At 58.5% G+C, this 21,967-nt stretch carries 24 protein-coding genes and 2 pseudogenes; 22 read left to right on the forward strand and 4 right to left on the reverse strand.

The window, feature by feature from the left end:
* Positions 1–5: 5 nt before the first annotated feature.
* Positions 6–164, forward strand: a complete 159-nt coding sequence (locus tag J8G15_RS07930) for a hypothetical protein (protein WP_210546956.1) — start codon at positions 6–8, stop codon at positions 162–164.
* Positions 165–255: 91 nt separating this feature from the next.
* Here J8G15_RS07930 and J8G15_RS07935 read toward each other — a convergent pair whose 3' ends face one another.
* On the reverse strand, positions 256–735 hold the full coding sequence (locus J8G15_RS07935) for a VOC family protein (RefSeq protein WP_210546957.1): 480 nt from the start codon (positions 733–735) through the stop codon (positions 256–258).
* A 213-nt stretch (positions 736–948) separates the two neighbouring features.
* On the opposite strand from J8G15_RS07935, the gene J8G15_RS07940 reads away from it, so the two are divergent.
* The 4 genes from J8G15_RS07940 (at position 949) to J8G15_RS07955 (ending at position 4,890) form a co-directional block, all read left to right on the forward strand.
* Positions 949–1,776: a proteasome-type protease gene (locus tag J8G15_RS07940; RefSeq protein ID WP_210546958.1), complete on the forward strand. Its 828-nt coding sequence runs from the start codon at positions 949–951 to the stop codon at positions 1,774–1,776.
* 4 nt (positions 1,777–1,780) lie between these two features.
* Positions 1,781–2,596, forward strand: a complete 816-nt coding sequence (locus tag J8G15_RS07945) for an alpha/beta fold hydrolase (protein WP_210546959.1) — start codon at positions 1,781–1,783, stop codon at positions 2,594–2,596.
* A gap of 378 nt (positions 2,597–2,974) precedes the next feature.
* Positions 2,975–3,268 (forward strand): GYD domain-containing protein, encoded by a 294-nt coding sequence (locus J8G15_RS07950; protein WP_210546960.1) that lies wholly within the window; start codon positions 2,975–2,977, stop codon positions 3,266–3,268.
* A gap of 293 nt (positions 3,269–3,561) precedes the next feature.
* Positions 3,562–4,890, forward strand: a complete 1,329-nt coding sequence (locus J8G15_RS07955) for a diguanylate cyclase domain-containing protein (RefSeq protein ID WP_210546961.1) — start codon at positions 3,562–3,564, stop codon at positions 4,888–4,890.
* A 19-nt stretch (positions 4,891–4,909) separates the two neighbouring features.
* Here the strand turns inward: J8G15_RS07955 and J8G15_RS07960 are convergent, their stop codons facing one another.
* Positions 4,910–5,743 (reverse strand): undecaprenyl-diphosphate phosphatase, encoded by an 834-nt coding sequence (locus J8G15_RS07960; protein ID WP_210546962.1) that lies wholly within the window; start codon positions 5,741–5,743, stop codon positions 4,910–4,912.
* Between the two features lie 314 nt (positions 5,744–6,057).
* On the opposite strand from J8G15_RS07960, the pseudogene J8G15_RS22050 reads away from it, so the two are divergent.
* From J8G15_RS22050 to J8G15_RS07985, 6 genes and pseudogenes are all read left to right on the forward strand, one after another.
* Positions 6,058–6,282: pseudogene (locus tag J8G15_RS22050) on the forward strand (DUF6622 family protein); the annotation flags it as partial.
* Between the two features lie 56 nt (positions 6,283–6,338).
* A pseudogene (locus J8G15_RS07965) lies at positions 6,339–6,485 on the forward strand (LytTR family transcriptional regulator DNA-binding domain-containing protein); the annotation flags it as partial.
* 135 nt (positions 6,486–6,620) lie between these two features.
* Positions 6,621–6,812 carry an SDR family NAD(P)-dependent oxidoreductase gene (locus J8G15_RS21840; protein ID WP_255555753.1) on the forward strand — a complete coding sequence of 64 codons (192 nt, stop codon included), beginning with the start codon at positions 6,621–6,623 and terminating at the stop codon, positions 6,810–6,812.
* 7 nt (positions 6,813–6,819) lie between these two features.
* Complete coding sequence (locus J8G15_RS07970) at positions 6,820–7,494, forward strand: SDR family NAD(P)-dependent oxidoreductase (protein WP_255555754.1); 675 nt, start codon at positions 6,820–6,822, stop codon at positions 7,492–7,494.
* Positions 7,495–7,522: 28 nt separating this feature from the next.
* A complete protein-coding gene (locus J8G15_RS22055) occupies positions 7,523–9,256 on the forward strand; it encodes an AraC family transcriptional regulator ligand-binding domain-containing protein (RefSeq protein WP_370627516.1) in 1,734 nt (577 codons plus the stop codon).
* 110 nt (positions 9,257–9,366) lie between these two features.
* Complete coding sequence (locus J8G15_RS07985; RefSeq protein ID WP_210546964.1) at positions 9,367–9,954, forward strand: AAA family ATPase; 588 nt, start codon at positions 9,367–9,369, stop codon at positions 9,952–9,954.
* A gap of 8 nt (positions 9,955–9,962) precedes the next feature.
* Here J8G15_RS07985 and J8G15_RS07990 read toward each other — a convergent pair whose 3' ends face one another.
* The gene (locus J8G15_RS07990) at positions 9,963–11,246 is read right to left on the reverse strand and encodes a DUF2157 domain-containing protein (protein WP_240538483.1); all 1,284 of its coding nucleotides are present in this window, start codon (positions 11,244–11,246) and stop codon (positions 9,963–9,965) included.
* Positions 11,247–11,349: 103 nt separating this feature from the next.
* Here J8G15_RS07990 and J8G15_RS07995 point away from each other — a divergent pair, with 103 nt between their 5' ends.
* The 9 genes from J8G15_RS07995 to J8G15_RS08035 all read left to right on the forward strand — a co-directional run bounded on the left by J8G15_RS07995 (position 11,350) and on the right by J8G15_RS08035 (position 19,905).
* Positions 11,350–12,306: a glutaminase gene (locus tag J8G15_RS07995; protein WP_210546965.1), complete on the forward strand. Its 957-nt coding sequence runs from the start codon at positions 11,350–11,352 to the stop codon at positions 12,304–12,306.
* A gap of 47 nt (positions 12,307–12,353) precedes the next feature.
* A complete protein-coding gene (locus J8G15_RS08000) occupies positions 12,354–14,165 on the forward strand; it encodes a glutamine--tRNA ligase/YqeY domain fusion protein (protein WP_210546966.1) in 1,812 nt (603 codons plus the stop codon).
* 177 nt (positions 14,166–14,342) lie between these two features.
* Entirely contained in the window at positions 14,343–15,674 is a 1,332-nt protein-coding gene (locus J8G15_RS08005; RefSeq protein WP_210546967.1) for an ATP-binding protein, read from the forward strand.
* A gap of 40 nt (positions 15,675–15,714) precedes the next feature.
* The gene (locus J8G15_RS08010) at positions 15,715–16,611 is read left to right on the forward strand and encodes a GIY-YIG nuclease family protein (protein ID WP_210546968.1); all 897 of its coding nucleotides are present in this window, start codon (positions 15,715–15,717) and stop codon (positions 16,609–16,611) included.
* 93 nt (positions 16,612–16,704) lie between these two features.
* Complete coding sequence (locus tag J8G15_RS08015; protein ID WP_210546969.1) at positions 16,705–17,343, forward strand: transcriptional regulator; 639 nt, start codon at positions 16,705–16,707, stop codon at positions 17,341–17,343.
* Between the two features lie 6 nt (positions 17,344–17,349).
* Entirely contained in the window at positions 17,350–17,733 is a 384-nt protein-coding gene (locus tag J8G15_RS08020) for a hypothetical protein (protein ID WP_210546970.1), read from the forward strand.
* 91 nt (positions 17,734–17,824) lie between these two features.
* Entirely contained in the window at positions 17,825–18,103 is a 279-nt protein-coding gene (locus J8G15_RS08025; RefSeq protein ID WP_210546971.1) for a KTSC domain-containing protein, read from the forward strand.
* A gap of 319 nt (positions 18,104–18,422) precedes the next feature.
* Positions 18,423–19,064, forward strand: a complete 642-nt coding sequence (udk, locus tag J8G15_RS08030) for a uridine kinase (protein WP_210546972.1) — start codon at positions 18,423–18,425, stop codon at positions 19,062–19,064.
* A 199-nt stretch (positions 19,065–19,263) separates the two neighbouring features.
* Positions 19,264–19,905 (forward strand): glutathione S-transferase family protein, encoded by a 642-nt coding sequence (locus J8G15_RS08035; protein ID WP_210546973.1) that lies wholly within the window; start codon positions 19,264–19,266, stop codon positions 19,903–19,905.
* A gap of 433 nt (positions 19,906–20,338) precedes the next feature.
* On the opposite strand, the gene J8G15_RS08040 is transcribed toward J8G15_RS08035, so the two are convergent.
* On the reverse strand, positions 20,339–20,917 hold the full coding sequence (locus J8G15_RS08040; protein ID WP_210546974.1) for a hypothetical protein: 579 nt from the start codon (positions 20,915–20,917) through the stop codon (positions 20,339–20,341).
* A gap of 163 nt (positions 20,918–21,080) precedes the next feature.
* Here J8G15_RS08040 and J8G15_RS08045 point away from each other — a divergent pair, with 163 nt between their 5' ends.
* Both J8G15_RS08045 and J8G15_RS08050 read left to right on the forward strand, forming a co-directional pair.
* Complete coding sequence (locus J8G15_RS08045) at positions 21,081–21,239, forward strand: hypothetical protein (RefSeq protein WP_210546975.1); 159 nt, start codon at positions 21,081–21,083, stop codon at positions 21,237–21,239.
* 330 nt (positions 21,240–21,569) lie between these two features.
* Positions 21,570–21,785, forward strand: a complete 216-nt coding sequence (locus tag J8G15_RS08050) for a hypothetical protein (RefSeq protein WP_210546976.1) — start codon at positions 21,570–21,572, stop codon at positions 21,783–21,785.
* The last annotated feature ends 182 nt before the right edge of the window (positions 21,786–21,967 follow it).

A 21,967-nucleotide genomic window follows, 5' to 3' on the forward strand; every position in this document is an offset into this window, starting at 1 on the left:
CCACGATGGCCAATATCTTTGGTAAAGACCCCCACAAGGGAAAAAGCACGCAGGCAGAATTGCAACGGCTCAACGAAGAGCGCAAAAAGAAACTGGCGTTGGCAGCGCAAAAGTTCAATCTGAAGCAAGCCACGCCAGCACCGAAAGCTGACGAAAAATCCTAAACCCAGCCCGCGCTGGTGCACGCTAGAAAGCCCCTATCAAGGGGCTTTCTCATGGATCAAGAAATTGCCCCAGTGGCTGGACACCGGGCCGTCAGCTGCGCCGAGCCGCTTCAATTGCCGCAATGTCAATCTTCGTCATGTCCATCATGACGTCGAAGGCGCGCTTGGCCGCCGCACGATCCGGGTCGGCAATCGCGGCCATCAAGGCGCGGGGCGTGATCTGCCACGACAGCCCCCACTTATCCTTGCACCAACCGCATGAGCTTGTCTGGCCGCCGTTGTCAACAATGGCACTCCAGAGTGTGTCGGTTTCGGCCTGGCTATCGGTGGCAACCTGAAACGAGAAAGCCTCGTTGTGCTTGAATTCCGGCCCCCCGTTCAGGGCAAGGCAAGGGATTCCCATCACGGTGAGCTCAACCATCAGGACATCGCCCTGCTTCCCTGCCGGATAGTCGCCGGGCGCGCGATGAACCGCATGCACCAAGCTGTCCGAAAAGGTGACAGCGTAAAAATTAGCGGCGTCCAATGCGGTGCCGTCGTACAAGAGACAAATCGTGTTTTTGGCAGGCATCTTGCTTCTCCAGAGAATTGATGAACAAGCACATTGGCGGGCGCTCGCCTCAGGCGATGCGCGACCGAAAAATCGTATCCGTAAAGACGGGCCAGCGCTCGGGCGGTGGCGGACCGGGAGGACTCCCAACTCCGTCATGAAGCCGTCAATCTCTCGCGGTGGATTGCAGCTCTGGCTCGATACACTTCAGGGTTTCCCCTATCGGACCAGAAAATGACCTACTGCGTCGCCATCAAACTCAATGCCGGACTGGTTTTCCTGTCGGACTCCCGCACCAACGCGGGTTTGGACCAAATCAGCACCTTTCGCAAGATGATTGTTTACGAGAAGGCCAATGACCGCTTCATGGTCTTGCTCTCAGCGGGCAACCTCAGCATTTCCCAGTCGATTCGCGAGATTCTTCAGGTGGAGCAGATCAAGGATCAGGACAGCGGCGAAGCCCTGACGATCTGGAATGCCAAGAGCATGTTTGACGCCACCCGCATTCTGGGTGCGGCCGTTCGCCGTGTGTTTGAGCGCGACGCCGCCTCACTCAAGCAAGCGGGCGTGGACTTCAATGTATCCATGCTGTTTGGTGGACAGATCAAGGGTGAAGGCATGCGCTTGTTTCAGGTCTACTCCGCCGGCAACTTCATTGAAGCCACGCCAGAGACCCCGTACTTTCAGGTCGGCGAGTCCAAATACGGCAAGCCGGTGCTGGACCGGGTCATTACCCCCAAAACACCGCTCAATGAAGCGGCCAAATGCGCATTGGTGTCCATGGACTCCACGCTCAAGTCCAACCTGTCGGTGGGCCTGCCGCTGGACATGGTCATCTACGAGGCCAACCGCTTTCAGACCGACAAAGTGGTGTGCATCGACGAAGACAACCCCTATTTCAAGATGCTGCACAACACCTGGGGACAGAAGCTGCGCGAAGTCTTTGACAGCCTTGAGGACCCGCTATGGGACGGTGGCCAAACCGATATTCCCCTGATGGCGCCCCTGAGCCGCCATTTGCCGCTCAAGAAAATAAGCAATCCCCAGGAAAAGTTGATCTAAGCGCATGACACCTCTTGTCTTCTCGCACGCCAACAGTTTTGGCGCAAGTACCTATCGTGTCCTTTTCAAGGCCCTGAAAACACGAGGCTTTGCGGTCAGCGCCATCGATCAACTCGGCCATGCCCCCCGCTACCCGGTGACGAACAACTGGCCCCACCTGGTGCAGCACCTGGTGGACTTCATCGAGGTGCAAGCCGATCAGGCCGGAGGCCCCGTTTATCTGGCCGGCCACTCTTTGGGCGGATTTTTGAGCGCCATGGTGGCATCCAAGGCACCTGAACTGGTGCGCGGCGTGGTGTTGCTGGATGCGCCCCTCATTGGCGGCTGGCGCGCCACCGCCTTGGGTGCGGCCAAAACGACACCGCTGTATCAAACGTTTTCGCCCGCCTCGGTCAGCCGCAAACGTCGCAACAGCTGGGCCGACAAGGCGGCGGTCATGGCCCACTTCCAGCACAAAAAATCTTTTACCAAATGGGACCCGCAGGTGCTGCAAGACTACGTGGACCTTGGCACCCGCGACGAGCCATCAAACGGTGAAAATAGCCGAGTTTTAAGCTTTAACCGAGAGATCGAAACGGCCATCTACAACGGGCTGCCCCACAACATGGACGCCCTGTTCAGGCGCCACCCCATCAAATGTCCGGTGGCCTTCATCGGCGGGCTGCAAAGCGCCGAAATCAAACAAGTCGGCATGGCACTCACGGAAAAGGTCTGTAAAAACCGCCTGATGATGCTGGACGGCACTCACCTGTTCCCCATGGAAAAGCCACAGGCCACGGCTGCTGCGATCGAAGCCGCACTGCTGAACATGGCGGCGTAACCCCACGCCACCGGCCCGCAATCGGGATGCAAAGCCGAACACGTCTTGCTTTCCATCGCCCGTTCAGCCGTTCCAAAGCGACGCCAAGAGCCACCAACCGCAGGCAAATTTGCCGCGGTTCTGTTCGCCTCTAGGGCAGAAAACGTCGGCGCGCGACCAAGCACCTGCTTGGGTTGGGGCCCGTTTTCGCCAATGTGAAACTGGATGTTTCTTCCTTCGCGTGAACAATCAACACCACGCAGCACTGAGGGTTGATCGAGGCCATGAACAGGCGTAGCCTGACATCGCGGGTTGTATTCAACAACCGGCACCGCCCGGGTTTGTTCAACCCCTTGGTTTCTGAAAGACCCGTCTACTCATTTTTCGAGGAGATCAATCATGCTTACGTTCATTACGCTCTGCACCTTTACCGATCAGGGCATCCGCACCATCAAAGACAGCACCAAACGGGCGGACATGGCAATGGAGGCGGCATCCAAATTCGGATCAAAAATGACTCACCTCTACTGGACGCAAGGCCAGTTCGACTTGATTGCCATCATTGAGGCGCCTGATGAAGAGTCGGCTACCGCCCTGGGTTTGGCCATTGCTGCGGGTGGCAACGTCCGAATGCAAACCTTGCGCGCGTTTGACAAAACCGCGATGAACACCATTCTTGCGAAACTGGGTTGACGACCTGAACTCAAGCAGTGAGGGCCAAGAAAAAAGGTCAATCCAACAGCGATGCCAGCCAAGTACTTGGCTGCCAAAGCTGCCTCGGGGTTCATTTGACGAGCAATGGCCCACACCTGCACTTTTCGTGTCTTCGCTCCGGACTTTTCCAGGGTGAATAATTTGTAATAAATGGGCGCAGTTTTAGGGTGAACTGTTTCCGTCCTGGTTGATATTTATCAGCCAATCATGGGGGCCTGGGTCAGTTCTCCTTATGATGGGCGTCTACACCTGCAGTCATACGGAGTGTGCCTATGCCATGTGAATCCACTGAAGCTGCGCCCCCGGAAATGCCATTGGCCACCGAGGGCCGCTTGTTTCGTGACACGTTTGAGAATGCCGCAGTCGGACTGGCCCACGTCAGCCCCCAAGGTCAATGGCTGCGCATCAACAACATGCTGTCCGAAACTTTGGGCTACGCCGCGAGTGAGCTCAAACAACTCACCTTTCAAGAACTGACCCACCCCGACGACTTGGGCGAGGATTTGACCAATGTGCAGCGCATGCTTGCCGGTGAAATTCAGCGCTACTCGATGGGGAAACGCTATCTTCACAAGTCCGGGAAAATTGTTTGGGCCCAGTTAACCGTGTCACTGATTCGCACCCCCGCGGGCGACCCGGACTATTTCATTTCCGTGGTGGAAGACATTTCCGAACGAAAGCGCCTGGAGCTGCAGATTCAGGAGGGTCGTTCTCAAAACGCGGTCATCGCCGAAAACCTGCCCTGCGGACTGGCCGTGCTCAACGGGCAATTGGAGATCCAGTATGCCAACCTCACCCTGGCCAACACCTTTGCATGTTCGACCGCCAGCTTGAAAGGCGCGCATGTCAGCCAGCTTTACCCCATGCCCGCCCAAGCACTGATATTGCAGCACGCCACACAAGCCTTGACTGACGAAGTGGTGCGCTTCCAGAAAGACCACCAGGGCATCGACGGCACCACCCAGCACCTCCAGGTGACCTTGGCACCCCGCAAAACCCACGATGGGCATATCAGCGGCTTGGTCATGGTGGTTGATGACGTGAGTGAGCTAGTGCGCACCCAAAACGCCTTGATTGCCAGTGCCAAAATGCTGCAACATTTGTCCCAACACGACCCACTCACGGGTTTGCCCAATCGGGCCTTGTTCAGAGACAGCCTCCAACAGGCCTTGGCCACGGCGCGGCGGCAATTGACGCGCCTGGCGCTGGTGTTTATTGATCTGGACAAATTCAAACCCGTGAACGACCGCTATGGCCACCTGATGGGCGACCGGGTGTTACAAGAGGCCGCCGCCCGGATGCGCCAGTCCGTGCGCGAATCAGATTCGGTGGCTCGCATTGGTGGCGATGAGTTCGTGCTGCTTCTGCCGCTGGTAGACAGTGAGCAGGATGCCATCACAGTCGCCCTGAAAGTGCGGGCAGATTTGGCAATGCCAATGCTGATTGATGGTCACGAGGTCAACATCTCGTGCAGCGGCGGCGTGGCGCTCTTTCCTGACCATGCCAGCGATGCGGACCAGCTCTTGTCGCTGGCCGACAGCGCCATGTACCGCGCCAAGCGCGCCGGCAGCGATCAAGTCGTTGTTTTCAGCCCGCCCTGAGAGCGCCTGACACAGCCGGTCAGGCGGCCCAGGTGACCAGGCCGCTCCAACTGGTGGCCAGCACCACCACGCCAAAGGCAATGCGGTAATAGGCAAACCCGGCAAAGCTGTGGGTGGCAATGTAAGCCAACAACCACCGAATACAAATCCACGCGCTGATGAACGAGAACACCAGCCCCACGGCAAACATGGGCACGTCGCTTATGGCCAGCAAGGCGCGGTCTTTGTACAGGCTATAGACCCCGGCGCCAATCAGCGTGGGAATGGCCAGAAAAAACGAAAAGTCGGTGGCCGCCTTGCGCGACAGGCCCAGCAGCATGCCACCGATGATGGTGGCACCACTGCGGCTGGTGCCCGGGATCATGGCCAGGCACTGCGCCAAGCCGACCTTGAGGGCGTCCATGGGCGTCATGGCATCCACGCTGTGCACGCGGGTCACATTGGGGTTGTTGGCCTGGCGGCGCTCGGCCCACAAAATGATGAAGCCGCCCAAAATAAAGGCGCTGGCCACCACCTCAGGGGTGAACAAATTGGCTTTGATGGCTTTGCCAAACGCCAGCCCCAAAATCACCGCCGGAAAGAACGCAATCAGCACGTTAAGGGCAAAGCGCTGGGCCTGCTTTTCCGTTGGCAGCGCCACCACGGTGTCGCGAATCTTTTGCCAGTAAACCAAGATGACTGCGAAGATGGCGCCGGTTTGAATGGCAATGTCAAACACCTTGGCCTTGTCATCGTCAAACCCCAGCAGTGAGCCGGCCAGAATCAAGTGTCCGGTGGACGAGATGGGCAAAAACTCCGTCAACCCTTCGACGATGCCCATGATGGCGGCTTTAAGCAGCAAAACGATATCCAAGTGATCACTCCCTGATGTTGTCAATGTTGATTGGCGGCAATTATCGCCCCGGCTTGGCGGGCCTTCAGCCCGCCACTCGCGCTTTACACAAGCCCTTCACACCGCTCACTCGGCATCTCGTCGCATGCCGCTCGCCAGCATTCCGTTGGAAGAGCAAAGTTCAGCCATCGCTACTTGGCCCAACACCCCGTTGACCTGTGGCCGGCGTGGCTGGAACCAACCACGACAACCCTAAAATTTAGAAAGCGCTCGCCATGCTCACTCAAATCGCCAGCCACACGCCCTTCTAGGTTTGGTTTTTGCTCCTTGCCCTGGTGTGGCTGGGCCACAGCCAAAGCAAGCGCCGTATCGCATCCCTGGGCAAAGTGGCCCTTCTTCCACTCGTCATGGTGGGCTTGTCACTGCAGGGCACCATCCACGCTTTCGGACTGCAGCCGCTGGTGCTTGGCGCTCGGGCCATAGCGGGTCTGATCGCGATGGCGCTGGTGATGGGCCAGGCCTTGCCCGACTCGACCCGCTATGACGCCGCCAGCCAACGATTTGACTTGGCCGGCAGTTGGCTGCCCATGGGGCTGATTCTGGGCATTTTTTGCACCAAATCCACCGGGGCACCGTGGTGCAAGCCCTGGCCGTGGAATCGGTCACGCGAGACGACACCGGCAAACTCAGCCTCACCCTGCGGGGCCGCGCTGACAAACTGCCGGTTAGCCGGCTTTACGCCCACCGCTTCAAAGCGATGTAAATCGAACGGCGTCCCCAGACCAGCTCGATTGGCCCGGTTGGCGTGTTTGGCTTTTAGATTGGCGCGTTTGGCTAGTTCCACGGCGTGATTTGCTCTCTAAACTGGGCACCATTCCAGTCCACAGAAAGCCACGCCATGAACTCATCCCCTCCCTCTTCCCGCAAAGTTGCCCTGGTCACCGGCGCTTCCGCCGGCATTGGCAAAGCCACCGTGCGCCGCTTGCTCAAAGACGGCTGGACAGTTTACGGCGCCGCCCGCCGCACCGAGCAAATGGCCGACATCGCCGCTGAGGGTGCCAAAGTGCTGGCTCTGGATGTCACGGGTTGAGTCCAGCATGCAAGACGCCATTGACGCACTGCTCAAGGCTGAAGGCCGCCTGGATGCTTTGGTGAACAACGCCGGTTATGGCTCTTACGGCACCATCGAAGACGTGCCGCTGGACGAGGCCCGCCGCCAGTTTGAGGTCAACGTGTTCGGCCTGGCTCGCCTGTCCCAGCTGGTTTTACCTACCATGCGCCAAGCCAAAAGCGGCACCATTGTGAACATCAGCTCCATGGGCGGACGCATCTGGATGCCTGTGGGCGGCTGGTACCACGCCACCAAATACGCCGTTGAAGTCCTGTCAGACGCCATGCGGGTTGAGGTTAAACCCTTTGGCGTCAACGTGGTGGTGGTTCAGCCCGGCGCCATCGAGAGCGAATGGTCAGGCATCTCCGCGCGCAACCTGCTGGCCAACTCCAAGGGCTCGGTTTACAGCGCACTCATCCAGCCCATGGCGGCATTGCTGGGCAACTACGCCAACGCCGCCAGCCCGGACGTGGTCGCCAACGCGGTCTCCCGCGCCGTGAACTGCGCCAACCCCCGACGCCGCTACGCCACGCCCATGGACGCCAAAGCGCTCATCTTTCTGCATTGGCTGCTGCCCACCTTTGCGTGGGAGGCATTGGTGCGCACGGCCGTTCAATCTGCCGCGCAAAGCGCTGCCAAAAAAGCCGGGCAAACCACCTGACCCCATCAACCCACCACCGGAGCCACCCATGAACCACGCCAACGCCTTTGCCGTCAACCCTGGTTGGCGGGTGCTGCTCAGCGACTTTGGGCTCGATCCGTCCGACGTGTTGCGGCGCGCCGAGCTGCCGGGCGACTTATTCGTCCGCCCCCAGGCCAACCTCAGCACGGCCGAGTACTTTCGGCTTTGGCGCGCCCTGCAAGACGAGTCCGGTGAGCCCACCCTGCCCATTCGGCTGGGTTCGGGGATTTCGGTTGAGGCGTTTGATCCGCCCATTTTTGCGGCCCTGTGCAGCCCAAACCTGAACACCGCCCTGCAGCGCATTGCCCGCTACAAGGCGCTCACCTGCCCAGTGGCGCTCACCATCGACATCCAGCCCGATCACACATCCATGCAAATAGAGTGGTTGGCACAAGCCGACACCCCGCCCGCCTCGCTCATCGGCGCAGAACTGGTGTTTTTTGTGCAACTCGCCCGGCTGGCCACCCGCACCCGCGTGCAGCCGCTGGACATCAGCAGCCCCGTCGCGTTGCAGCCAACAGAGGCCTACACCGCCTATTTCGACGTGCCGGTGCGCCGGGCGCCCCAGTACCAACTGGTGTTTTCGGCCGCCGACGCAGCCCGCCCGTTTCTCACAGCGGATGAAAAAATGTGGCAATTCTTTGAGCCCGAATTGCAAAAACGGCTCAACGAACTCAGCCTGGGCGCCTCGATGAGCGAGCGCGTCAACGCCGCCCTGCTGGAGCGCCTGCCCAGCGGCGGCGCCAGCATGGCCGCCATGGCCCGTCAGCTGGGGGTGAGCACACGCACACTGCAGCGCCGCCTGCAAGACGAGGGGCAGAGTTTTCAGGGTCTGCTCAATCAGACGCGGGAGAAGCTCGCCAGCCACTACCTCGCCCACTCGGCCTTGTCGGGCGCGGAAATCTCTTTTTTGCTGGGTTTTGAAGACCCCAAGTCGTTTTTCAGGGCCTGTCAACAATGGACGGGGGCCACCCCTGAGGCCACGCGCGCGCCTGCACCCCGGCCACTAAAAAACCCGGCCCCAAGCTCGGATGCTCGGGTTCATGGGAAGATGGTTTTAATGACCACTATTGGCACGACCATGTCTGAACCCCTCACTCTCGACTTGCTTCCCCTGTTTCCGCTGGGCACCACGCTGTTCCCTGGTGGCTTGCTGCCACTGCGCATTTTTGAGATGCGTTACCTCAGCATGATTGGCAAGTGCCACAGCACTGGCGCGCCGTTTGGGGTGGTCACCTTGACGCAAGGCGCCGAAGTGCGCCAGCCCGACCACGGCTCGCAGGGCGGCGATGGTTTTGTGCAAGAGGCCTTTCACGGTATTGGCACTCTGGCCACCATTACCGAATTCACCGAGCCCCAAGCCGGGCTGATGGTGATTCGCTGCACCGGCCAGCAGCGCTTTCAGATCACCCACCGCGAGCAACTCAAACACGGCCTGTGGACGGCCAACGTCACCTTGATCGCCCCGGACATGGCTGTGCCCATTCCGCCAGATTTGCAAAACGTCGCCACCGCACTTGGCAACGTACTCGACTCTTTGAACGCACGGCAAGGCGCGTCAGAGCCGCCGCCGGTGACCACGCCCTACCAGCTGGACGACTGCGCCTGGGTCGCCAACCGCTGGTGCGAGCTGCTGCCCATGCCCCCACTGATCCGCCAGCAAATGATGGCGTTGGACAACCCCCTGGTTCGGCTGGAACTGGTGAGCGACGTGTTGCAGCGCACTGGCATTGCATCCTGAACCGGTGCACACCGGCGCAATAGTTGCCGCTGCGCGGGTTGATCTGGTAATGTGCGCTAAAGCCGTCGGCCCCGCCCAATGTCAAAACCAATCAGAGAGTGAGACCTGCCATGTCCATGATGTACACCACCGCGGCCCAACACGCGCCGGAAAACAAGATGCGTCTATACCCCACACAGGTCATCAACATCATTGGCGGACCGGGCTGCGACAAAACGCTGTACTCGTCTGCCATCATCCTGAACCTGAATCTGCGCCACAAAACGGTGGAGTTTTTGCCCGACTACGCCAAAACCCTGGTCTGGCACAAAGACCATGAGGCGCTTAAAAACCAGTACCAGATTGCCCAGCGGCAAAACGAAATGTTAGAGGTGCTGGACGGGCAGGTGCAGTATTTGGTGACCGAGTGCCCGCTGCCCCAACTGCTGCACTACAACGCCCACTACCCCGACAACATTTGCGACATTGCCAAAACCCGGCTCAAAATTCTGGAATGGCACAAGCAACACAACAATGTGAATGTGCTGACGCAGCGCGGCGAGAAGAAATATATGCAGGCCGGGCGCTTTCAGTCCGAAGACGAAGCGCGCCAAATTGACCGCTCCATCCAGAACATGCTGGACGAAGAAGACATTCCCTACACGGTGCTGACTCCGGACTTTGAAGCCATCACCGCCTTTGCCAACACTTTGAACTGATTACCGGCTCAGCCCGGCACTTTCACCGGTGGCTCGGTGTCGAACTCGGTCTGCGCTGCCTCACCCCGCAGCCCGGCGGGCACCCAGGCACTCAAGCTGGCATGAATGGCGTCTTCGTGGCGCTGCCACCAAATACCCAAAGCCACCACGCCCAGCCCCAGCAGCGTGAGCGCAAACGGAAACAGCAGACTGTCCTGAAACACCCGGTGCGACAAATAGCCCAGGTAACCCGCCACCCCAAAAGCGCCCAGCACGGTGAACACCCGCCGCCCAATGGCCGCGCCCACAAACACCAACACCACATTGATGGCCGCGTAGGCCAACTTGCCCCACTCCGAGCCAGAGTCCCGCAAGCTCAAGCCCCCCCAGAACATCAGGGCGCCAAACAGATACAGCCAAAACGCAAAGTCCTGGCGCCAGTCCGGCTCGGTGGCCGCCCGGCAGCGTAAATCCACCCACACGGCCATGGCACAGGTCGCCAAACCAAACACCAGCGACACATCCCGGGAAAACTCCCAGCTGAAACCGTCGTTTTGCATCAACGCGCTGGCCAGGTCCATGCTCATGTACCAAAGCGTCACCGCCACCGGCATCACCATGAACGGCAAACGGTAGCGCCCCAACATCACCACGCCGGCCGCCAGCGCGGCAAATTCAAGCGTGATCCAGCGCCAGTTGATGTGTGTGTGATACGCCGAATAGCTCTCCGGCCCACCCGGTGGCCACAGCCCCATCAGCTGCTGCCCACACCACACCACCAGCGGCACCAGCACCACTGCCAACGTGGCCAAAATGCCCGCAGGCACCGGCAACTGGCGCTCCTTCAAATGGTCGGCCACCTTCAGGCAGGCCAGCAAATAAGCCGCGCTGATGGCCAGCAGGCCCCAGGCGCCAAAACTCTCCCAGCCCAAGGTCATGAACAGCGACATGGCGCCAATGGCCAACATGCCACCAAAGTAATACAGCGTGTTGGTAAAACTAAAGCGCGGGCCACTGGGCGCAGCCGCCACGGGGGCCACCCGGCGTGCCACGGGCTTCGGCACGGGAACCGCTTCAAAAGGCACTTGCTCACGGACGGCGGCCACCACCCGCGTTGGGCTGCCCGGCGTGGCCCAGTAGGCCCACAGCGTGTGCGCCATGGAAGGCATCACCGCCCCCTGCTCCACCGCTTCTTCTACATCTTTCCAGCTCAAGGTGACCCGCACCGCCGGGGCAAACACATCGTCCTGATCCGTGTCTGCCCAGCGGGTGGCCGCATTCAGCGGCATCGTGTCCGGGTTGTCTTTGCTCATAGAAATGAATCTTTCTTATTATTCAGTCGTCAAACGACTGGCCGCAACGATACCGCAAAGCCATGACAAGGCAAAGAACAAACGGGCCTCTAAAATCCGCGTCATGCAAGAACGCACCTCCCCCATTCAGCCCGCCGAACTTCCCAAAATACTGAAGCAAATCCACACCGAAGCCCAGGCACTGTATGGGCGCGGCAAAGTCGCCAGCTACATTCCCGAATTGGCCCAGGTGCCGGCGCACCAGTTTGGCATCAGCGTGGCACTGATTGACGGCAGCACCTACTCGGCGGGCGATGCATTCACGCCGTTCTCCACCCAAAGCGTCACCAAGCTCTTCACCTTTGTGATGGCGCTCAAACTTGTGGGGGACGACCTGTGGGAACGCGTGGGCCGTGATCCGTCAGGCGCCCGCTACAACTCGCTGGTTCAGTTGGAACCCGAAAACGGCAAGCCCCGCAATCCCTTTATCAACTCCGGCGCCCTGGTCATTGCCGACATCCTCACCAGCCGCTACACCTCCATGCCCAACGCCTTGCTGAGCGAGTTGCGCCGCCTCACCGACAACCCCCACTTAGGCTGGAACAGCAAGGTCGCCAAATCAGAGATCGACACCGGCCACCGCAACATCGCCATGGCGTTTTTCATGAAAAGCTACGGCAACTTCAACAACGCCCCCGAACTCGTGTTGGAAAACTACTGCCGCCAGTGCGCCATTGAAATGACCTGCACGCAGCTCGCCCAGGCCACCATGTTTCTAGCCAACGACGGCCAAGACATCACCCGCCACGGCCACCCCGGCGAAGAGTACCTTTCGCCCAGCGCCGCGCGCCGCGTCAACGCCCTCATGCTCACCTGCGGCGCCTATGACGCCGCCGGTGACTTCGCCTACCGCATTGGCCTGCCCGTCAAAACCGGGGTCGGCGGCGGCATCGTGGCCATCGTGCCCCACGTAGGCACCGTGGCCGTGTGGTCCCCCGAGCTGGACAGCACCGGAAACTCCGTGTTGGGCAGCTTTGCGCTTGAGCGGCTGGTACAGCTCACCGGCCTGCACCACGCCTGACCCGCGCGCTCCTGAAATAGGGAGGTTCGAGGTCTAAAATCACCAAAATGAGCCACCCCACCCCCGCCAACTCCAAGCCAGCCGCCAATGCAGCGTCTGAAACCGTCAAGCCCAGCAACTTTCTGCGCCAGATCATCGAATCTGACCTGGAAAAAGGCACCTACGCCCAGCGCCGCTGGGCCGGCACCCCCGGCGACGCCGCCCACCAGGCCACCGGCCAGCCCGACCCCGCCAAAATTCGCACCCGCTTTCCGCCCGAGCCCAACGGCTACCTGCACATTGGCCACGCCAAAAGCATCTGCATCAACTTTGGCCTGGCGCGCGACTACGGCGGCGTGTGCCACCTGCGCTTTGACGACACCAACCCGGAAAAAGAAGACTTGGAGTACGTCAACACCATTCAAAACTCTGTGCGCTGGCTCGGCTTTGACTGGAACGGCTCACCCACCGCCCCGCCCTACCAGGCCAGCGACTACTTTGACTTCATGTACCGCGCCGCGGAATATCTCATTGAAGCCGGCCACGCCTACGTGGACGAACAAACCGCTGACCAAATGCGCGTCAACCGCGGCGACTTCAGCAAACCCGGCACCGACAGCCCGTTTCGCGCCCTCAGCATCGAGCACCACCTGACCCGCTTTCGCCAAATGCGCGACGGCCGCCTCGAAGACGGCTCCATGGTGCTGCGCGCCAAGATTGACATGGCCTCGCCCAACATCAACCTGCGCGACCCCGCCATCTACCGCATTCGCCGCGCCACCCACCACGCCACCGGCGACAAATGGTGCATCTACCCCATGTACACCTTTGCGCACCCCATTGAGGACGCGTTGGAGCAAATCACCCACAGCCTGTGCACACTAGAGTTTGAAGACCAGCGCCCCTTTTACGACTGGCTGCTCGCCCGCCTCATTGACGGCGGCCTGCTGGCCGGCCCCGCGCCCCGGCAATATGAATTTGCCCGCCTCAACCTCACCTACGTCATAACCAGCAAACGCAAACTCGCCCAACTGGTGTACGACCAAAAAGTCAACGGCTGGGACGACCCCCGCATGCCCACAATAGTTGGCTTGCGCCGCCGGGGCTACACCCCTGAAAGCCTGCAACTGTTTGCCGACCGCATTGGCGTCACCAAAAGCGACAGCTGGATCGACTACAGCACCCTGGAAGGCTGCCTGCGCGAAACCCTGGACGGTAGCGCCACCCGCGCCATGGCTGTGCTGGACCCCATCAAGTTGGTGCTTACCAATTGGGACGAGGTCATGGGCGCGGATGTGCAAGACGAATGCACCGCCCCCATTCACCCCCACCACCCCGAGCTGGGCACGCGCACCTTCTCTATCGGAAAAGCAGTCTGGATTGAGCGCAGCGACTACGAAGAAACCCCGCCCAAAGGCTTCTTCCGACTTTTCCCTGGCAACAAAGTGCGCCTGAAATACGGCCACGTCATTGAGTGCACCGGCGCCAATAAAGACGCCGACGGCAACGTCACCGAAGTGCTGGCCACCCTCATCCCCGACACCAAGAGCGGCACACCCGGCAGCGACTCCGTCAAAGTCAAAGGCGTGATCACCTGGGTAGGCGTGGCCGACGCGCTGGACGCAGAAGTGCGCCTGTACGACCGCCTCTTCCTCGACCCCCAGCCCGACGCCGGCGGCAAAGACTTCATCGAAGCCCTGAACCCCAACAGCCTCAAAGTGGTGCAAGCCAAGATCGAGCCGTCCCTGGGCCGTGCCCGCGCCGACCAGAAGTTCCAGTTCGAACGCCACGGCTACTTTGTGGCTGACGGTGTGGACCACACGACGAAGAAGCCGGTGTTTAACTTTTCGGTAGGTTTGAAGGATAGTTGGGGGAAGTGATCGTAAAACCCAACCTGCGCCGCCTTGTGTTGCAATTCTTTCCTGCCCTAAAGGCGCTGAAAAACTGAATCATGCGGACGCCAGTCTGGAGGGACTGGACACTCCCACCTCTGTCAACGCTCGCCCACGGCGATTAGCCGCTAAATTCGAAAACCACATACAAGGGATTAAAAAAAAATGAATGAAGCGCTCGAAGAAAAGAAAATATTTCAAGTGGATGAGGTTTTCACACCCTCCTCTCCAGCCATCGCCTGCTATGTGCCCCGTGATGAGAGAACAAACGATAAATTGGTGAACGCCCTAAAAACAAGAGGAAAACAAATTGTTGTTTACGGTCACAGTGGTTCGGGAAAAACGACGCTTCTTCTAAATAAACTAAATGAGGTTTATGAGAATCACCTCACTAGTCGCTGCATGAAAGGCATGACTGTGGATTTGCTACTTCAGGATGCATTCTCTCAGCTAGCTCCATTTTATGAAGTTGAGGTAACAACTACTAAGAAAAGCTCAGAGGATTATGCAATTGAAGCATCATTTCAGACGATCAAGGCTAGCATAAACAGTTCTAAAGGAACCGATCAAGAAACAAAATCTCAAAGATTGGTTCAGCCTCAACTTACAGCGCATGCGCTTGCGAAGTTGCTTGGGGTAAAAGGTCTATACTGGGTCATCGAAGATTTTCATAAGGTGGATGATCCAGAAAAGAAAAAACTCTCCCAAGTCATGAAAATTTTCATGGATTGCGGAGCTGAATACCCTCTACTAAAAATAATTACTTTGGGAGCAGTCCAAACTGCACGACAAGTCGTCGAATACGACGATGAAATGCGAAATCCCGTTTCTGAAATTGAAATTCATCTAATGGAACATGATGAAATTCTCAAAATAATCTCAACCGGAGAAACAAGACTAAATATTGAATTCTCAGATAAAATAAAAAAACTGATCGCAAAATACTCTGCAGGCCTGCCAGCTGCATGCCATCAACTCTGTCTAAATGCCTGCCACGCCAGTGGGATTATGGAAACCGGTTCAACCGTTGTTAAAATATCCAATGATGATATTAAAAAAGCTGTTGAAACTTACGTCGAAGAAACATCAGACAGCATTAGAAGTCGATTTGAAAAAGCATTAAAACCAAATAGAAATTCAAAGCATAATATTGCAAAAAATATTATTCAACTACTTAGTGATTACTCAGATTCAGGAGCAAGTAGATTTGAGTTACTTCAAAAAATAAAGCGAGAAATTCCAACTTACACTGACTCTAGTCTGCGTCGTATGTTGAGCACTCTAACACTACCAACATCAGGCGAAGTGATTCGTCATAGTCAAAATTCAGGCCTCTATGCATTTTCAAATCCACTTTATCATGCATATGCAATGACTATTTTTCATAAAGTTGATAACTCACAAATTGATATTGAAAATATCGACTTGGATTTTCCAACCTTAGTTAGACTTTTGGAAAAGGAACTCCAAAAGCGCGGCGTTCAGAGAGCGGTTTGAATATCTTCAACAGTTTCCCATTGATCTCTGAGTAGTATTTTTGAAAAAGCTCCGCCCCAAAACCATCCAAATCTACCTCCCCGCTGGCGATCCGCGCGGTGTTCGCGTCGCCGAGATCACGACGCGCATTGTTCGTGTGATCGAAATTCCGCGCAGCCAGTTGCAAGACTTCCTGAAGATGCCCGAAGCGCAACAGGTGAGTTTGTACTTTTTGATCGGCGAATTGTCTGAAGCGGGACTGCCGCGCACCTACATCGGACAGTCCGGCAACGTGGGCAAACGGTTGTCTCAGCACAACCAAGAGAACGACAGAGGCAAGGATTTCTGGAACCGGGCGCTGGTGGTGGTGTCAATCACCAACAGCCTGACGCAAACGCATGCGCTGTTTTTGGAGTGGTTCGCCATTGGTGAGGCAACCAAGGCCGGGCGCTACAGCCTGGAGAACGGCAACACGGGCGCCCGGCCCCACACACCAGCCCCGCTGGAGGCAGACTGCCACGAGATTCACGAAACTGCTGCCACCCTGCTGGCCACACTGGGTCAGCCCATTTTTGAACCCTTGAGCAATACAACGGCCTCGGCAGGACCCAAAGAGTTGTTCTATTGCAAAAGCTCAGACGCAGATGGCGTGGGCGAGTACACCAGTGAAGGCTTTGTAGTGCTTAAAGGCTCACAAGGCCGCGCAGAGGTGACGCCCTCCATTCGAGGCACATCCAATGAGCGGCTGCGCAAGCAATTGGTTTCCGAGGGAATCATGTCCCCCGTGGGCAGCATGCTTGAATTCACCCGCGACCACCTGTTTGCCAGCCCCAGCAGCGCCGCCTGCATCCTGATGGGCCGCCCCGCCAACGGCTGGACAGAGTGGAAGGCCGCGAATGGAAAGACGATGGATGAAGTGAAGCGGCAAGTGGTTAGCTCGGTGGCAGACCTCAGCTGAGTATGCTCCGCTTTTCATAGCTGCCTGCGCATATCCTACAAGGGATAGAGGCCTATTTCATTAAGAAATTTCTCAAAAATACCCAATAAGGGTATGATCAAACCCAATATGGGTATTTCAATCTCTCCCCCCGCATCAACGTCACTGGCGGATGCGCTGTTCCCCAAAGTGCGCCAACGCGTGCTGGCGGTGCTGTTTGGCGCGCCAGATCGCAGTTTTTACGCCACAGAGGTCATCGCCTTGGCCCAATCTGGCTCGGGCGCGGTGCAGCGGGAGTTGGCCGGTCTGTCCGAGGCGGGTTTGCTGACGGTGACCCGGCAGGGCAACCAGAAGCATTACCAGGCCAATGCCGGCGCGCCGGTGTTTGCCGAGTTGCGCGGCTTGGTGCTCAAGACGGTTGGCCTGGCTGACGCCCTGCGCGCCGGCCTTGCACCGCTGGCCGGGCAGATTGACTTGGCCTTTGTCTACGGCTCGGTTGCGCGGCAGCAAGACACGGCCCAAAGCGATGTGGACCTGATGGTCGTCAGCTCCAGCCTGGGCTATGGCGAGCTGTTTGGTGCATTGGAAAGTGCCACTTTGGCGCTGGGCCGAAAGGTCAACCCCACGCTTTACGCGCCTGCCGAATGGGACAAGCGCATTGCCCTAGACAGCGCTTTCATCACCCGCGTCCTGTCACAGCCCAAAATTTGGCTCATCGGCAACGAGGAACAACTCCATGCACCCAGCGCTTGACAACCTGTGCGGCCCGGCAAGTCCCTCAAACCAGAGGCGCCAGACGCGAATGAACTGGCAGGCCTGCTGCGCACCGGCACAGCCCGCTTGCACGATGCTCGCAACACCACGCTGGCATTAGAGAGCCGTTTCGACCTAGCCTACAACGCGGCGCATGCCTTGTGCTTGGCGGCTCTGAGGCGCATGGGCTACCGCGCTGCCCACCGCTATATCGTGTTTCAGGTCTTGCCGCACACGCTGGGCTTGGGCCCCGAGGTGTGGCGTGTGCTGGACAAATGCCACAACACCCGCAACCTTGGCGAGTACGAAGGCCTTCTGGATGTCGATGAGCGCTTGGTCAACGATCTGATTGAGGCTACGGCAGCGGTTGCCAAGGCGATACAGCCTTAGCGAGCGCTGGCTGTTTTGCGCCGGATGTGCAGGCGACACCGTTTATCCCCTCACCCGCCGGCACCTCCTTGATCTCCAACCAAAGGGAACCATGACCCTGCTCAGCAAAACATTCACCAGCGGGCGCATCCGCCTGGCTGACTACAACGCCGAGTCTCAGCAGCTGGACTTGCATTGGGACAACAAGAGCACGCTGGCTTACAAGCAGGTGCCGCAAGAGGTGTTTCGCCGCCTGTGCAGCGCGCCCAACCCAACGACTTACTGGGAAGACCGCATTGCCGAGGAATACCCCAAGGGCCGGCCCATGACTTCTGTCGCCGTGCCCGCAGGCACCAAAACCCTCAATGACTTGTTTGGACCGGACGCTTAAACCAGCCGACCGACGGTTTGCGGCCATGTGGGTGCTGCCTGCGATGGGTGTTTCGGACTTGAAACTGCTACGCTTTTAGTAGCTTCTTGCTCAGGTATTGCGGGGGCTATAGGCCTATTTCTCTTGTAATTCACGACCCTACCCCCTTTGGGCGTTATCCAACCCCATTTGGGGTCTCATGTGCCGCCAGTCGCGGCGAACGGCGGGCGAAGCTAAGGCAGCAGGTTTGCATTTAGTCAGCACTCCGTCAAACTGAAGACTGGCGCTGCCCCTCTGGCTTGTAAGATCGCGCCTTTTTTAGCCTGGATACGGAAACTGCATGCCCACCACCCAAAACAAACCCTTCGTGATCGGTGTCGCCGGGGGCAGTGGCAGCGGCAAGTCCACGGTGACGCGCGAGGTGCTAGCTTCGGTGGGGCCGGAGATGGTGGCGATCGTGATGCAGGATGACTACTACCTGGACCAGACGCACCTGTCGCCCGAGGAGCGCCGCCTGACCAATTACGACCACCCCAAGGCGTTTGACTGGCCGCTGATGGTGCAGCATGTGCGCACACTGCGCAGCGGCCAGCCCATTGAGATGCCGATGTACGACTTTGCAGCGGACAACCGCTCCAGCCAGACCATCACGGTGAAGCCTGCGCCGGTGATCGTGATTGAGGGACTGTTTGCGCTGTTTGACGCTGATTTACGCAAGATGATGTCGCTGAAGATTTTTGTGGACACCGCCTCTGACGTGCGCTTTATTCGCCGCCTGCAACGCGACATGGCCGAGCGCGGCCGCAGTGCCGACAGCGTGATTCAGCAGTACCTTGAAACCGTGCGCCCCATGCACAAGCAGTTCATTGAGCCCACCCGGCGCAACGCCGATGTGATCTTGCCGCACGGGGCCAACGGCCCGGCGGTTGACATCATCACCACCAAAGTCAGCAGCCTGATTCGCGACCTAAAGCCCGCCTGACGCCACGACCAACTTGCTACGCTTTTAGCAGCTGGTTTCTCAGGCTGCACTAGCGCCAGAAGCCAATTTCGCTTAAGAAAATGCATCCGTTCGACGTGGGCCCAAGGGAAAGATGCCGGCGCCTGTGCTGCTGTACTGCTACATTGCCGGCATGGCTTCAACCCAACTCCTGCGCCTTGCCTGAGGCGCCACACGCACCATGAACATCCAGTTGTATGCATTCGACACGCCCAATGGCCGCAAGATCAGCGTGGCCCTTGAAGAGATGGGTTTGCCTTACGACGTTCAGGTGGTCGACATTGGCAAAGGCGAGCAGAACGCGCCGGAGTTTCTGAAGATCAGCCCCAACAACAAGATCCCGGCCATCGTTGACCCGCTGGGACCGGACGGCGAGCCAATCAGCGTTTTCGAGTCTGGCGCCACCCTGATTTTTTTGGCCGAGAAGTCGGGCAAATTTCTGCCACGCGACGCGCGCAAGCGAATTGCCACCCTGGAGTGGTTGATGTTCCAGATGGGCGACTTCGGCTCGATACCTGGGCAGGTACACCATTCTCTGGCACTGGAGAACGAGGTGGACCGCCGCTATGGGCTTGAGCGTTACATGGCCGAGACCCGGCGCCTGTATGGGGTGGTGGAACGACGACTTCAGGGCCGGGAGTTTTTCGCGGACGAGTTGTCGATCGCCGATTTTGCAATTCTGGGCTGTGCCTGGCGCCCCCATCGGCACCAGATCGATCTGGCTGATTTTCCGCAGATGCACCGCTGGTATCTGGCGATGATGGCGCGCCCAGCGGTGGCGCGTGGGTTTGCGGTGCCGCTGCGCCGCCCTGCCACGAACTGAGGCCGCGGCGCCTGCAACCTCCCCGACTGGCGGGCGGGCGACCGGCTCCAATCATGTTGCGCATGGTGCGGGCATCGGTGCGGGTCATGCCGCAGCGCTCGCCCACTTGACTGGGTGTCATGCGCGAATTGGCGTCATCAAAGCACTCAATGAAGGCCAGCCCATTTTCCCGACCGGCGCACGAGCAATTGTGGCCGCAGGATTTTCATTGACACCACTAGACCGGGACGTGCGATATTGCTATGTTTACCGTAGCTTCATACGCCTACTGAACGGGGGCCAGAGGCGAATTACTCATATAAATCGCGACTGCACGCGGCGTGGGTGCAAACCAAGTCAAACGGGGGGATTTTGGGTGGCGCTGCGCTGGGCCAATCCAGTTGCGCCGCGACGGCGTGGGGCGTCGCGGGCGCTGAAAAGTCAATTGCTGGCGTTACTTCTTGCCGCCTCCGCCACCACCGCCATTGCCGCCGCCGTTTCCGCCTCCATTGCCACCACCATTGCCGCCGGAATTGCTATTGCTATTGCTATTGCTGCCCTTGCCACTCATGGTTTCGCTGCGCTCGGTGCGCTCGCGGCTGGCTTTGGCTTCAGCGCGAGCCATGGTTTTGGTTGTGCGGCTTTCTGCCATTTCGACGCGTTTGGGGTCATCGGCGTGCTTGGTGCGGTTGGCCGCGCTCACGATGGGGCCCAGTTTGAGGCCCAGTGAGTTGGCAATTGCGCCCCAGCCCATGCCGCTGGTGCGCTTTGCGTCAATGGATTGAACGGCTGCGGCCAACTCGGCTTTGGTGGGGTTGGTGATGCCTTGCTTGTTCAAGTCAGCCAGCGCGATCTGGGTGGCAAAGTCTTGCTTCGAGGTTTTCGTGGCAGGCTTGGGGGCCGGCGCGGTGATGGTTGGCGCGGCCGTGACCGTTGCCTCCACCGTGACGGCCGTCTGGGCCTGGACGCCCAGACTGGTGAGCAGGGCAACTGAGGCAAGGGCCTTGATCAATACATGGGCAGTGGGTCGCATGAAATCTCCATGGGGTTAAAGCGGGAACGCCGCTCAGTCTAGTGGCGAACCGGGGTACCGGGCTGCTTGAGTTGTAACAAGTTCACCCGAACGGAGCAGCAACTAGCGCTGCAGCCCAGCCACAACACTTTTCCCACCGGGTTGTGCCTGCGCCGCCACCCGCATGGCCGATGCGCTTTTTCCCAAGTTGCGCCAGCGCGCGCCAACGGTGTTGTTTGGGGCGTCCGACCGCAGCTTTTTCGCCAATAAGGTGACCGCCCTGGCGCAGTCCAACACAGGGGCGGTGCAACGTGAGTTGACGGGTCTGTCGGCAGTGGGGTAAGCCGACGTGTTTGGCGCCCAAAGCGTCCGCAACCTGGCTGGATATGAGGGTCTTCTGGAGGTCGATGAGCGACTGCGGGTCAAAAAAAGTGCTTCTGGCCTGGCATGTTGATGCCCCTGGTGACCTCTTTTTGGGCTTTGACCTCCAACAAGCGTCAGACAAGATGGCGCGACCGTCAAATATTGCTGTTTTTTTAGAAGCAGCCCGAACATAAAGAATAAGGGCTACAGGCCTATTGGGTATTAACCTTTCCAAATGAAACGGTTTAGGGTGCTACCGCACAGATCAACGCGGCCATAGGACTTAGGATGGAGTTTTAGGAGCCAAAAAATGACCCTTCAAGCCACCATCAAAGACCACGTCACCTACACCCCCGGAGACGGCGCACCGATCGAGATTCCACCTGGCCCGGTGGAGGTGGACCTGAGCATCGACAGCGCGACACTCAGTTGGACGGAAGAGAACGGCACCCCCGGTTTGGCGGCGATTCCAATAACCCAGTACAACGACTATGTGGAGAGCAAGCAGATCACACTGAACGGCTAGCGCATTGGCCCTGCGTCGCCTCGCGATGCAAGCAAGCAACCGCCCGCGCCGCACGGCTTTCACCCTACCTCTTGCTCTGGTCTTGTACCGCACAGGCACATTGAGCACGGGGTTCCTCCCCAGTCGATCCCTGCATGACCACCACCCCTCAAGCAGCACAGCTGTTTGACAGTTGGCGCCAG

Source organism: Rhodoferax sp. PAMC 29310 (assembly GCF_017948265.1).
Classification (GTDB): Bacteria; Pseudomonadota; Gammaproteobacteria; order Burkholderiales; family Burkholderiaceae_C; genus Rhodoferax.

What these genes read in the sequence shown, in the direction of transcription:
- J8G15_RS07930 (WP_210546956.1), top strand. Translation starts at nt 6, where the DNA reads ATGGCCAATATCTTTGGTAAAGACCCCCACAAGGGAAAAAGCACGCAG.
- J8G15_RS07935 (WP_210546957.1), bottom strand. Translation starts at nt 735, where the DNA reads ATGCCTGCCAAAAACACGATTTGTCTCTTGTACGACGGCACCGCATTG.
- J8G15_RS07940 (WP_210546958.1), top strand. Translation starts at nt 949, where the DNA reads ATGACCTACTGCGTCGCCATCAAACTCAATGCCGGACTGGTTTTCCTG.
- J8G15_RS07945 (WP_210546959.1), top strand. Translation starts at nt 1,781, where the DNA reads ATGACACCTCTTGTCTTCTCGCACGCCAACAGTTTTGGCGCAAGTACC.
- J8G15_RS07950 (WP_210546960.1), top strand. Translation starts at nt 2,975, where the DNA reads ATGCTTACGTTCATTACGCTCTGCACCTTTACCGATCAGGGCATCCGC.
- J8G15_RS07955 (WP_210546961.1), top strand. Translation starts at nt 3,562, where the DNA reads ATGCCATGTGAATCCACTGAAGCTGCGCCCCCGGAAATGCCATTGGCC.
- J8G15_RS21840 (WP_255555753.1), top strand. Translation starts at nt 6,621, where the DNA reads ATGAACTCATCCCCTCCCTCTTCCCGCAAAGTTGCCCTGGTCACCGGC.
- J8G15_RS07970 (WP_255555754.1), top strand. Translation starts at nt 6,820, where the DNA reads ATGCAAGACGCCATTGACGCACTGCTCAAGGCTGAAGGCCGCCTGGAT.
- J8G15_RS22055 (WP_370627516.1), top strand. Translation starts at nt 7,523, where the DNA reads ATGAACCACGCCAACGCCTTTGCCGTCAACCCTGGTTGGCGGGTGCTG.
- J8G15_RS07985 (WP_210546964.1), top strand. Translation starts at nt 9,367, where the DNA reads ATGTCCATGATGTACACCACCGCGGCCCAACACGCGCCGGAAAACAAG.
- J8G15_RS07990 (WP_240538483.1), bottom strand. Translation starts at nt 11,246, where the DNA reads ATGAGCAAAGACAACCCGGACACGATGCCGCTGAATGCGGCCACCCGC.
- J8G15_RS07995 (WP_210546965.1), top strand. Translation starts at nt 11,350, where the DNA reads ATGCAAGAACGCACCTCCCCCATTCAGCCCGCCGAACTTCCCAAAATA.
- J8G15_RS08000 (WP_210546966.1), top strand. Translation starts at nt 12,354, where the DNA reads ATGAGCCACCCCACCCCCGCCAACTCCAAGCCAGCCGCCAATGCAGCG.
- J8G15_RS08005 (WP_210546967.1), top strand. Translation starts at nt 14,343, where the DNA reads ATGAATGAAGCGCTCGAAGAAAAGAAAATATTTCAAGTGGATGAGGTT.
- J8G15_RS08015 (WP_210546969.1), top strand. Translation starts at nt 16,705, where the DNA reads ATGATCAAACCCAATATGGGTATTTCAATCTCTCCCCCCGCATCAACG.
- J8G15_RS08025 (WP_210546971.1), top strand. Translation starts at nt 17,825, where the DNA reads ATGACCCTGCTCAGCAAAACATTCACCAGCGGGCGCATCCGCCTGGCT.
- udk (WP_210546972.1), top strand. Translation starts at nt 18,423, where the DNA reads ATGCCCACCACCCAAAACAAACCCTTCGTGATCGGTGTCGCCGGGGGC.
- J8G15_RS08035 (WP_210546973.1), top strand. Translation starts at nt 19,264, where the DNA reads ATGAACATCCAGTTGTATGCATTCGACACGCCCAATGGCCGCAAGATC.
- J8G15_RS08040 (WP_210546974.1), bottom strand. Translation starts at nt 20,917, where the DNA reads ATGCGACCCACTGCCCATGTATTGATCAAGGCCCTTGCCTCAGTTGCC.
- J8G15_RS08045 (WP_210546975.1), top strand. Translation starts at nt 21,081, where the DNA reads ATGGCCGATGCGCTTTTTCCCAAGTTGCGCCAGCGCGCGCCAACGGTG.
- J8G15_RS08050 (WP_210546976.1), top strand. Translation starts at nt 21,570, where the DNA reads ATGACCCTTCAAGCCACCATCAAAGACCACGTCACCTACACCCCCGGA.